9 protein-coding genes are annotated in these 11413 nt (G+C 67.0%); 7 read left to right on the top strand and 2 right to left on the bottom strand.

Going from position 1 to position 11413, the window contains the following annotated elements:
- Nucleotides 1–443, top strand: a 443-nt coding sequence (locus VGF64_04760; protein HEY1634047.1) for a hypothetical protein, incomplete at its 5' end; no start/stop codon positions are given.
- 386 nt (nucleotides 444–829) lie between these two features.
- On the opposite strand, the gene VGF64_04755 is transcribed toward VGF64_04760, so the two are convergent.
- Nucleotides 830–1759 (bottom strand): alpha/beta hydrolase, encoded by a 930-nt coding sequence (locus tag VGF64_04755; GenBank protein ID HEY1634046.1) that lies wholly within the window; start codon nucleotides 1757–1759, stop codon nucleotides 830–832.
- 142 nt (nucleotides 1760–1901) lie between these two features.
- Complete coding sequence (locus tag VGF64_04750; GenBank protein ID HEY1634045.1) at nucleotides 1902–2363, bottom strand: MarR family transcriptional regulator; 462 nt, start codon at nucleotides 2361–2363, stop codon at nucleotides 1902–1904.
- 284 nt (nucleotides 2364–2647) lie between these two features.
- Here VGF64_04750 and VGF64_04745 point away from each other — a divergent pair, with 284 nt between their 5' ends.
- The 6 genes from VGF64_04745 to VGF64_04720 form a co-directional block, all read left to right on the top strand.
- Nucleotides 2648–3742 carry a cyclic nucleotide-binding domain-containing protein gene (locus tag VGF64_04745; protein ID HEY1634044.1) on the top strand — a complete coding sequence of 365 codons (1095 nt, stop codon included), beginning with the start codon at nucleotides 2648–2650 and terminating at the stop codon, nucleotides 3740–3742.
- A gap of 1200 nt (nucleotides 3743–4942) precedes the next feature.
- Entirely contained in the window at nucleotides 4943–6415 is a 1473-nt protein-coding gene (locus VGF64_04740) for a wax ester/triacylglycerol synthase family O-acyltransferase (GenBank protein ID HEY1634043.1), read from the top strand.
- Nucleotides 6412–7314, top strand: coding sequence for an alpha/beta fold hydrolase (locus VGF64_04735; GenBank protein HEY1634042.1), 903 nt, complete (start codon nucleotides 6412–6414; stop codon nucleotides 7312–7314). Before VGF64_04740 ends, VGF64_04735 begins: the two co-directional genes overlap by 4 nt.
- Before the next feature lie 148 nt (nucleotides 7315–7462).
- Nucleotides 7463–8980, top strand: a complete 1518-nt coding sequence (locus VGF64_04730; GenBank protein HEY1634041.1) for a YifB family Mg chelatase-like AAA ATPase — start codon at nucleotides 7463–7465, stop codon at nucleotides 8978–8980.
- Complete coding sequence (dprA, locus tag VGF64_04725) at nucleotides 8977–9855, top strand: DNA-processing protein DprA (protein ID HEY1634040.1); 879 nt, start codon at nucleotides 8977–8979, stop codon at nucleotides 9853–9855. Before VGF64_04730 ends, dprA begins: the two co-directional genes overlap by 4 nt.
- 281 nt (nucleotides 9856–10136) lie before the next feature.
- Nucleotides 10137–11413: ferritin-like protein (locus VGF64_04720; GenBank protein HEY1634039.1), on the top strand; the 1277-nt coding region annotated here is incomplete at its 3' end.

Raw genomic sequence — 11413 nt, 5'->3', positions numbered from 1 at the left:
GGAGTGAGCGCGCCGACAAGGCCGACAGCCCACCCGAGCAGCTGCTGGCCGTGTGGCGGCAGCAGAACGCCGACACCCGCCGCCGATTCAGGGAAGGCGGCGATGAGATCGACACCAGCGTGGGCGAATATCCCCGCCGATGGCAGGCCTTCCACGTCGCCGGAGAGCTCGCGACTCACGCCGACGACATGTTCGTGGTTGCCGATCCCGAGATAGGAGCTGAGCGCCGCTCGTGGCGATCCCGCTTCTCTCGGTTCGTTCTGGCCGAGGAGAAGCCAGACCTCGTCATCGCCATCGACCCGGGCGGCCGGACACGGATCCGGGGCCGAAGGGTCGACCTCGACATCGACGACGAGGAGCTCATCGAGGGCGTAGCCGGCCGGCTGCGGGAGCCCTCAAGCATCGATGCGGAGGCCAGAGCCGTCCTTTCGACGATGCCCTAACACCTTGGCCGAGCCGCTGCCCGATGGGCGCGTCGTCGGGACGGGGGGCAGGCGTTCAAATCCGCGGTGCGGGGGTACCTGACCAGGGACATTACGAAACACTGGCCCACCTTGGGCAGCTCTCGCTGGAACACGCCATCCCTCGACCTAAGGTTGAGGGTTAGGCCGAGAGGGCACTCAGCAGGGCAGGTCTTCGGGGTGACGAATCGGGTCCCGGATCGGGCAGTTGGCGCCCTCGCCCAACGGCCAGCCCCCGATCTCGCCCGCCAAGAGCCCTTCTCCAAGGGTCAGGCCGCCCGCTCCGGTGGTCCCAAGACCAGTGGGCGAGGGAGGCGCTGATGACATCAACGCTGAGGCCCAAGACTTTCGTCCACTGAGCGCCCATGTCATGGCTCTTTGGCCGTGATGCTGGTGAGGTGGCTTCGGATCAGATCCGCGCTTCGCTTGGGGTCGAGGAGCCAAGGGCCGTGCCCACCGGGCACCTCGCAAAGCGTCGCCTTCGGAATCTGGTCGATCGAGGGCCGAGCACGTTCGGCGGAGAGGTAGGGGGCGTCTGTTCCCCAGATGAACATCGTGGGTATGGCGATCGCGGCGAGCTCCGGAGTGGTGAGGACGCTCTGGGTGCGCGGCCGGCGAAAGTGGTCGATCGCATGCATCAGCGAGCTAACGGTTCTCGCGTTCTCAGGCCGACGGGCGGATAGGCGTAGCGCGTCGATGAGCGAATCCGGTGCGGCGGCAACCTCGGCGCGACCAAGGCCTTGGGCAAGCAGGCGGCGATAGAGCGAGCGGGTAGTGGGCGAGCGTAAGAAGGCCACGCCGAGGCCGCGTACGGTCAACAGCGACAGTGGCATGCGTACGCGGACGCCGGGAAGCGCGACAGCTGGCTCTCCGATCGCCACCAGCCTGGAGATCCGCTTGCTGCTGGTGGCCGCATACCACAGCGCGAGCATTCCACCCAGCGAGTGGCCGATGACCGGCGCTTCGTCGATCCCGAGCGCGTCGAAGATGTCGTCGACCAACTCGCGCGCGTGCTCACGCAGGTGACCGTGTCCATAATCGACGGGGTCCGACAGCCCGTGACCGGGAAGGTCCACCGCGAGCAATCGGTAGCCCGAGAGCGTGCTGAACAACGGCGCCCAGGCGGCGGCGCTGAGAGACACGCCGTGGAGCAGCACCACTGGCGGGCCGCTGCCTTGTGAAAGCAGCCGCAGGCGCAAGCCGGTAGTGGCGAGCTCGAGAAACGATTCGTCAACCTCTGCATCGATGGTGGCGAAGAGATCGGCCTCGGCGCTGTGGATACGTTGATGGAGGGTCATGATCGGGTTCCACTGATCTGGCGCTGTTGGTGCCGGGCGACTCGCGCCCCGGTGGCCTCGTCGTGGTTGGTCAACAGCTGGGGGCTGGCCGGCGCGCCTGCCGGCCTCGAGAGGAGCACTCCATCGATCACACCCTCTCCTTTCACTCGACGTTGGTCTGTCGAGGGCTGGTTGTCATCGCGGCTACGTCGGCGAGCCAAGTCCGTATCGCGCGCTCGTCGTTGTAGCTGAGACCGGCGAGGGCGCTCCGCTCGACGGCGCGGACGCGCTCTGTTGCGGCCTTGAGGGTCTTACGGCCCCGTATCGTGGGGCGAACGAGAACGACCCTTTGGTTCCTGGGTCTGCGCTCGAGCAAGCCCGCGCTCTCTAGCGAGAAGACGGCGGTGTGCATCGTCTGCCTCGTGACCTGGGTGATGCGCGCCAGCTCGGAAGCCGTCAGCTCCACACGTGTCTCGAACACGCTGAGGATGACGTACTCCTGCGCGGACAGCCCAAGGTCTTGTACCCCCTCCTCGAGCGCCGCCCGGAACCGTTGGTGGGCGAGCCGGAACAGGTATCCCAGGTTTGCTCCTGGTGGTGGGGACGCTGTCAGTTCCCGTGGCATCTCCAGCACCCTACCACTATGTCAGGGTAACTGACAACTGCCAGAGAGGAACACGATGGCTGGGTGCTCGGACGAGCATCTAGGGGCCGCAGCACGCCGAGAGGGAACACAGCCGGATGCTCGGGTCGCGTGTCGTTGCGATGTGGTGCGCGGGGAGCGTCCGCGTCCGACACTGAGCGTTGGCAGCGCTGGTCAGGTCAGCGAACGCTAAGCGAACGGCCCGTGCGTAGCGTCGCGGTCACGATGCAGCTCGGTGCGAGAGTGCCGGGGCGAAGGGGACCACGATGACAGCAACGACCACACCGATCCGGACAGGAGATCGATACACGACAGCGATCGCAGCCGACTTTGCCTCGCTCGACTTGTTCGCAAGTCCCTACGGGGCTTCGCTCGGCGAGCTGTGGTCAACACTGGTGATTGCGGAGTATCAAGCGGGCGATGTCTTGATGCGCCAAGGCGACCGGGGCACGTCGTTCCTCATTGTCCTGGATGGGGCTGTCACTGTGTCGCGGAGCGATGGCAGCGACACACACACCTTGGGAACGGCGGGAGGGGGTTCAATGCTGGGCGAGCTCGCCCTCCTCACAAGACGTCCGCGCCACGCGACCGTGACGGCAGCCTCCCCGGTTCGAGCGGCGGTCGGTGACGAGGGGGCCTTCGAACTGCTCGTGGGGATACCCGGAGTGCACGAGCGGTTGACCTGTGTCGCCGCTCCGCGCTTCGCCACCGTTGCTGAAGGCGTTCCCGTAAAACTGCCTGACGGCGGCGGGCGGTTCCTGGTTCGCCCCGTGCTTGCGACCGACCGCGACGAATTGGCCACCGCCTTCGCTCGACAATCGCAGGAGTTCATCCAGCGTCGCTTCTTCACGTCAGCCCGCCCGAGCGGGCAAATGATCGATTACCTCGTCAACATCGACTACGTCGATCATTTCGCCTGGAGGGTGTCGAGCGACGAGGGCGGGCGTACGGTAGCGGAGGGTCGATACATCCGGCGCCGGGACGACCACGAGGTGGCGGATATCGCCTTTGATGTATTCGACGACTACCACGGACGCGGTTTGGGGACTCTCCTCCTCGGCGCGGTAGGGGCGGCTGCTTCGAATGCTGGCATCGTTCACTTGGTCGCAGAGGTTCTCTACGAGAACCGTCCCATGCGAGCAGTGTTGAGCAAGGCCCATGCCACATGGAAGCACCAGGAACCGGGCGTCGTCAGCGGCGATGTTGACGTCTCAGTGGCCGCGGGCTTGATCCAAGACCCACTGCGCTCGGAGTTGGCACGCACGGCTCAGCCTGTCGTCACTTCGGGCGGGCTCGCGGTTCACGAGCGCCGTGTTGGGTGCCAGAACCCTGCGAGACCAAGAACCGTTCGAGCTTGTTGAAGCTGTCTGTCCACCCGTCCCGGTGAAGCGTCCGACGTGGCTCAGTCTTGAATGGCCCCTGCGTGAGGGCAACCTCGGTTGATTGACCAACATCACGGAAGAGAAGATCGACCCGAGTTTCAACGTCATCGGGGTGGGGTTCCTCGTATGCGAACGTATAGGCGAGCCGATCGGGCGCGTCGACAGTTTGGAACTTACCGGTGATGTAGAAGGCATCGCCCTCCGGCGGCTGCATTTGGATCCGATAGGTCGCGCCGACTCGCGCCTGGAACTCCAGCCTCGGGACGGCGAACCCCGCAGGACCCCACCACCTTGCTAGGTCATCTGGGTCGCTAAAGGCCGCGAACACAGTGGGACGAGTAGCCGGCAGAACGCGTTCTATCTGAAGGACAAGTTCGTGCAGTCCCGTGTCGATGTGCCGAGTGTACGGGGGCTGCCGGTCTCCTCCTGCGAACGTGGGTTCCGCCGACTCGCGCCTCTGGAGATCGTAAGCACCTCTGCTCTGCAACGTGCGCCACGCGCCGGGACACAAGTACGCGCTGACCGTGCTGCCCTGGTTTGTCTTCTGTGATTCGGGGTATCAAAAACTACTCTGACGGGCACTGGGGAAGAGAGGCCATGGGGCAGGGGTCGGAGGGCAGATGCGCTGTGCAACAACCCATTTTGAAGGTGAGTGATCCTTTATGGGTATTGGTAGACAGCCCTGCGGGAACTGTGGTCAGGTGGTCCGGCGGGCATTCCGGTGCCCGCGCTGCGACTCCCAGGAGGCGTTCGCGTGGCATCCGGATTCGTCGCACTCTGATGCCGAGCTGCGCTGCTTCCGATGTAATGCGTTTCCGTCGCAATTGGCACCGGAGCGAAAGGACACGCAGAGGGCTGCATGAGTTTGCGACCTCCTAGTACCGGCTGGCCAGACCCAGCTGTTGGCGAACGGGGACCATGATGGGGGAGTGGTCATTGCTCGTGGGTCGGGCAGAGAGATCGAGAGGGGGGACGGAGGTCGAAGGCCTGGACGATCGCCGCACGACTGGATGCCGCCCTTCGAAGACCGGAATACCGCCGGAGCTACCTCGAACGGGTGGGAATTGCCTGCAAGCTGGGTAAGAAGGTCCAATGCAGAGCGTCGCCGGGCTGGACAGAGCTCTCTATCGAACCCGAGACGCCGATCGCACGCCTGCGCGGTAGTCGGGAGGCCGGGCCATGGAGCGACTGAGCGGATTGGACGCATCCTTCCTGTACTTCGAGACGCCCGCCAACCACCTGCACGTGTCGTCTGTCATGACCTTCGATCCATCGACGGTGGCGGGCGGATACACCTTCGCCCGCGTCCAGGAGACGGTGGCAGATCGACTCCATCTCGTACCACAGTTCCGTCGTCGGCTAGCTCGCGTGCCGTTCAACCTTCACCACCCCGTGTGGATCGAGGATCCTGACTTCGACCTCGACTTCCACCTGCGTCGAGTCGCGGTGCCAGCTCCGGGCGGGGACGAGGAGCTTGCGGATTTAGCGGGCCACATCATCGGCCTCCAGCTCGACCGCTCCAGGCCACTCTGGGAGATCTGGATGGTCGAGGGACTGGAGAACGGGCAGGTGGCAACGGTGTCAAAGTTGCATCACTCCACCATCGACGGAGTGTCAGGGGCCAATATCTTGGTCCACCTGTTGGACCTGGCCCCCGAGCCCGGCGAGCATCAAGCCGCCCCGCCGCGCTGGGAACCGGAGCACAAGCCGTCAGACATCGAGATGCTTGGCTACGCACTGACTTCGCGGCTACGGCGGCCGGTGCAGCTGGCCAAGCTCGTCCCCACCACGCTGGGCGCTGTCGTCAGGCTCGTCCTGCGCCGCCGGGGAGGTGCACCCAAAGGTGGCACCCCTCTGGACGCTCCCCGCACGTCCTTCAATGCTGCCATCACACCCCATCGGCGGGTGGCGTTCACCAGCGTGCCTTTGGACGACGTCAAGGCGATCAAGAACGCCTTTGGAACCACCGTCAACGACGCGGTGCTGTCCATCTGCGCCGGAGCCCTCCGTCGCTATCTCGACCAGGGCGGCGAGCACCTCGACAAACCTCTCATCGCGACAGTGCCTATTTCAGTTCGCGCCGATGGCGACCAGCCAGGGTCAGGGGCGAACCAAGTGTCCGCCATGTTCACCTCCCTGGCCACCGACCTCGATGACCCTGTGGAGCGGCTGCACGCTATTCACGAGTCCACCAAGGGAGCCAAGGAGGAGCACAGTGCCGTGGGGGCAACGATGCTCCAAGAATGGGCGGAGCTAGCGGCGCCGAACGTCTTCTCTCAGGCCGCCCGTTTGTACTCCGCCATGAAGCTGGCCGAGCGTCATCGACCCATCCACAACGTCGTCATCTCGAACGTTCCCGGACCGCCCTTCCCGCTGTACTTCGCCGGATCGAGACTGACGGCTCTGTATCCCCTCGGACCTATCTTCGACGGGTTGGGGCTCAACATCACGGTGTTGAGCTACATGGACAGCGTGGGTTTTGGCTTGTTGGGGGCGCGAGAGCTCATGCCCCGTCTCTGGGACCTGGCTACAGGAGTAGCTGATGCCACGGCCGAGCTGAAGAAGCTGGCCCGGCGGACGAGTCGATCTCGCACGGAAGCACGTGGCGGTCGCCGCCCGAGCGGCACAGCCAAGGGGACCGGCCGACGGTGAGTTATCCGCTCGAGCGTGTACGCATTCACGGCCACGAAGTGGGCTACCGGCGCGTCGGCCGAGGCCCTGTGCTCCTTCTGATCCACGGCATCGCCGGGAGCTCGCGCGCATGGACAGAGGTCATGCCCTTCCTCGCCCGGGACTACACAGTGGTGGCACCTGACCTCATTGGACATGGCGAGTCGGCCAAGCCCCTTGGTGACTACTCGCTCGGCGCCCACGCCAGCGGGCTGCGGGACCTCCTCGCTGTGTTGGGGATCGAGCGGGCCACACTGGTCGGCCAGTCCCTGGGCGGGGGCGTCGCGATGCAGCTGGCCTACCAACACCCGGAGATCTGCGAGCGCCTTGTCCTCGTGGACAGTGGTGGCCTGGGTCGGGAGGTCAGTTGGGTGCTTCGCTACCTCACCATTCCTGGTGCTGAATTTCTCATGCCCGTGCTGTTCCCGCCCTTCGTGCGAGGCTGGGGCAACGCGGTAGCGCGGTTTCTCTTCGATCGAGGTCTACGGTCGGTCGGGGCGGCAGAGTCGTGGCGGGCCTACGCCTCGCTCACGGAGTCGGCGAACCGCAACGCTTTCGTGCGAACGGTACGAGCCGTGATCGATCCCGGCGGACAGTCCGTAAGCGCAAGAGACCGGCTGTACCTTACGGCCGAGGTCCCGACGCTCATTATCTGGGGCGACCGCGATGGCATCATCCCTCTCGATCACGCCTACGCCACACACCGGGCCCTCCCGGCCAGCCGTCTGGAGATCATTCCGGGCGTCGGCCACTTTCCCCATGTCGAGGCGCCGGCGCGCTTCGCCGAGATTTTGGCCGATTTCGTACGCACGACGAAGCCTGGTGAGGGCCGCCCTGCCCAGTTCATCTCCCTGCTCAGGGAGGGCAGCCCGGATCTGTGAGTAAGGCGACAGGTCTATAGCGCCGGGGCGCGTCAGCTAGCTGCGGACGCCGCCGTCACACCCCTTGCCTACGATGCTCTCGGCGTCTCGAGTGGCCGGCGCCGACATCCACGGCCCTCCCCATGGACCGCACGACCAGGGAGTAGTCGTGATCGCCGCTATCTCATCCGCCACCCTCTTCGGCGTCGAAGGTCGCCCTGTCGCCGTGGAGGTGCACGTCTCGAACGGGCTGCCCGGGTTTACCGTCGTCGGCCTGCCCGACGCCGCCTGCAGGGAGTCACGAGACCGCGTGCGGGCAGCCCTGCTCTCGAGCGGGCTGCCCTGGCCGTTGCGCAGAGTGACGGTGAACCTCGCCCCCTCCGGAGTCCGCAAGGGCGGCGCCGGACTGGACCTCCCGATCGCCATCGGTCTGCTGGTCGCCAGCGGTCAGCTGGCCGCAGATGCCGTCGAGAACTGCGGGTTCCTCGGTGAGCTCGGCCTCGATGGCTCGCTGCGTCGTATCCCTGGAGTCGTCGCCCTCGTCGATGCCATGTCCGTCGGTGCCGTCGTCGTGCCGGCAGCCTGTGCCGACGAGGCGACACTGGTCGGGCGCCACGTCGTTCGAGGGATGAGGTCCCTGTCCCAGCTCGTGGACGCCCTGCAGGGAGTCGGCGCCTGGCCGAGCGAGTCAGCCCACCCGAGGACAGCAACGGCGGGTTCCGAGGAGCCGGATCTGACCGACGTGCGCGGCCAGCGCCTCGGTCGGCGGGCGGTCGAGGTCGCCGCCGCGGGAGGACACCACCTGCTCTTCATCGGCCCTCCGGGCTCGGGAAAGACGATGCTCGCCGGCCGGCTTGCGCCCCTTCTCCCCCCGCTGGGTTCGGCCGAGGCCCTCGAGACGACGCGCGTGCACTCGACGGCCGGGCTCGCCCTGTCGGGCGGTCTGGTCCGGCGGTCGCCCTTCCGGGCGCCCCACCATGGTGCATCGGACGTGTCCGTCATCGGGGGTGGGACGTCGTGGATGCGACCCGGCGAGGTCAGCCTTGCCCACAACGGCGTCCTCTTCCTCGACGAGATGGGTGAGTTCGCCACGACAGTGCTGGAGGCGCTGCGCCAACCGCTCGAGGAGGGTGTGGTGCGAGTCTGCCGGGCTCGAGCGAGCATGACTTTCCCGGCCCGCTTCCTGCTCGTCGGGACCATGAACCCCTGTCCCTGCGGCGAGGGATCGACACCAGGGGCGTGTCGGTGCTCGGAGGCGGCGCGGGCCCGGTACACCCGTCGTCTCTCCGGGCCCGTGCTGGACCGCTTCGATCTTCGGGTCGCTCTGGCTCGCCCGGCGGTGGAGGAACTGCTGGGTGGGCCACCGGGGGAGCCCAGCGCGGTGGTGGCCGAGCGCGTGGCCCAGGCCCGGGAGCTGGCTCGCGGACGCGGCCTGCGCGCCAATGCAGAGATTCCGGCCAACCGCCTGGACGACCTAGCACCGCTGAGCAGCGACGCCGAGGCGCTGTTGGAGCGCCGGTTGCGATCGGGCACCCTGAGCGCCCGCGGCCTGCATCGGATCCGGCGCGTCGCCCGCACCATGGCCGACCTCGACGGAGCGCCCCCGGTCGTCGGAGCGGAGCAGGTGGCCGCGGCCCTGGAGCTGCGGGTGGCCTTGGCGGCGCTGGCACCGTCGCTGGCATCATGAGCGACGGCGCGGCGGTCGCCGTGAACCACCTCGGTGATCCTGGCTACCCGCAGGTGCTGGCCGCCGATCACCAGCCGCCCGCCGTCTTGTACTCCCGGGGCGAGCTCGACATTCTCACCCGACCCACCGTCGCCGTCGTCGGTACCCGCTCGGCGACCCACTACGGGGAAGAGGTGGCGTCCGAGCTGGGTCGCGACCTGGCTCGAGCGGGCGTCGTGGTCGTGTCCGGGCTCGCCCTCGGCATCGACGGTGCTGCCCACCACGGCGCGCTGGCCGCGGCATGTGCTCCTCCTGCCGGCGTGGTGGCCTCGGGTCTCGACGTCGTCTACCCGCGCCGCCACACCCAACTGTGGGAACAAGTTGCGACGAGAGGCCTCCTGCTGTCCGAGTCAGCGCTGGGGACGCCGGCGGCGCCCCGGCGCTTTCCGATGCGCAACCGGATCATCGCCGCCCTCGCCCACGTCGTGGTCGTCGTCGAGTGTCATCGCCGCGGTGGTGCGCTGTACACGGTCACCGCCGCCATTGAGCGGGGGCGACCGGTGATGGCCGTCCCGGGCTCGGTTCGCAGTCCCGCATCGGAGGGGACGAACGCCTTGTTGGCCGATGGGTGCGCGCCGGTTCGAGATGCCGACGACGCGCTGGCGGCCCTCGACCTGGAGCGAACCGGGCGAGCCGCGCCGGCGCCGCCATCACACCCTGCGCTCACGGAGGACGAGTCGGCGACGCTTCGCGCCCTCGACTGGCAGCCGACTCCGACCGAGGAGATCATGCGGCGCACGAGGATGGGATTGGAGCATGTTGCGGCCGTCCTCGACCGGCTCGAGCAATCTGGGCTCGTGCGAGCGGGCGGGGGTTGGTGGGAGCGAACCCACTGAGCGCCGCGGGGCCTCCTTCAATCGGGTTTGCTGGACCGCTCAGGCGCACAAGTGTTGGGTATTTGGCGACCAAGGATTGCTTGCGGAACGAGAGACGAGAACTGGTTGTCGATGACGTGGGTCCTCGATAGGGTCGGCCATCCGGCCCGGCTGTGCGAGGGAGGAGCGCCGTGAGCAGTGGTCGTCAAACGGCGAATAGAGCTGCGATCACGGCGGGGCAGGGCAGGCTGGCGCAGCTGATCGCGGCTCGTGGGGGGAAGGCGGAACCCGAGGCTCCCTTCGTGATCGAGCACCGGGAAGCGCTGATCTACATGCTCTGCGAGGCGGCGGAGCTCGAGCACGGGATCATGTGCCAGTACCTTTTTGCCGCTTTTTCGCTCAAGCAGGGTGAGGACGAGGGTCTGAGCGCGGCACAGGTCGAGGCAGTGCGACGCTGGCGAGGGGTCGTCGCCCACGTGGCCACCCAGGAGATGCTGCACCTGGCGCTCGTGCACAACCTCCTGTCAGCCGTCGGCGCCGCGCCGCACCTGGGCCGGCCCAACCTGCCGCAGCCCCTCGATCACTATCCCGCTGGCGTGCAGCTGGCGTTGCTGCCCTTCGGCGAGGAGGCGCTCCGGCATTTCATGTTCCTCGAGCGCCCCGAGGGTATGGACCTCGAGGACGCCGAAGGCCTCACAGCCATGGGCAGGGCGGAGCCGGTCCTGGAGAAGGGCGACATCGTCCCCCGTTTGCAGGACTTCGCCACGGTCGGTCACCTGTACCGTTCGATCGAGCAGGGTCTCGCCCACCTGGCGGACAAGTACGGCGAGGATCGGCTGTTCGTGGGGCCGCCTGAGGCCCAGGCGACCGCGGCGAACTTCCGTTGGCCCGAGCTGGTCGCGGTGACGGACCTCGGCTCTGCGCAGCGGGCAGTCGACACCATCCTCCAGCAGGGCGAGGGCCCGCGAGGCGACTGGCGAACTGCTCACTTCGGACAGTTCGTCGAGGTGCTCGACGAGTATCTGCAGATGACCGAGGCCAACCCCGGCTTCGACCCGGTCCGTCCCGTGGTGGCGGCCAACTGCCGCCAGCCGGAGCGCCATGTCGAGGTGCCCCTCATCACCGACGTGCTGACCGCCAAGTGCACCGATCTGTTCAACGTCGGCTACGAGATCCTGCTCCAGATCTTCGAGCGGTACTTCGCTCACACCGAGGAGACCGACGCCCAGCTGGCCACGCTGGCCGACGCGACCCTGGCGCTGATGTTCCAGGTCATCAAGCCCCTTGGTGAGCTGATCACGACCCTCCCCGTCGGGCCGGGCTTCGACGGCAAGACGGCCGGTCCCAGTTTCGAGCTCTTCTACGAGAGCGATTACCTCATGCCCCACCGAGCGGCGGCCTGGGCGCTGCTCGCCGAGCGGCTGGACGAGGCGGCTCACCTTGCCGGAGAGATCGCATCGGGTGCCGGTGGCCAGGTCGCCGAGAGCCTGGCCCCCGTTGGCTCCGCACTGTCGGACACGGCGCAGTCTCTGAAGGCCCATTTCTCGGACTGGGGCGCTCGCCCGCGACCGGCCGTGGA

This window comes from Acidimicrobiales bacterium (assembly GCA_036491125.1).
Taxonomy (GTDB): domain Bacteria; phylum Actinomycetota; class Acidimicrobiia; order Acidimicrobiales; family AC-9; genus AC-9.
This window is presented reverse-complemented; position numbering and strand designations above follow the sequence as displayed.

Bases quoted from the DNA above. Each gene is read 5' to 3' on its own strand.
- VGF64_04755 (HEY1634046.1), bottom strand. From the start codon at position 1,759: ATGACCCTCCATCAACGTATCCACAGCGCCGAGGCCGATCTCTTCGCC.
- VGF64_04750 (HEY1634045.1), bottom strand. From the start codon at position 2,363: ATGCCACGGGAACTGACAGCGTCCCCACCACCAGGAGCAAACCTGGGA.
- VGF64_04745 (HEY1634044.1), top strand. From the start codon at position 2,648: ATGACAGCAACGACCACACCGATCCGGACAGGAGATCGATACACGACA.
- VGF64_04740 (HEY1634043.1), top strand. From the start codon at position 4,943: ATGGAGCGACTGAGCGGATTGGACGCATCCTTCCTGTACTTCGAGACG.
- dprA (HEY1634040.1), top strand. From the start codon at position 8,977: ATGAGCGACGGCGCGGCGGTCGCCGTGAACCACCTCGGTGATCCTGGC.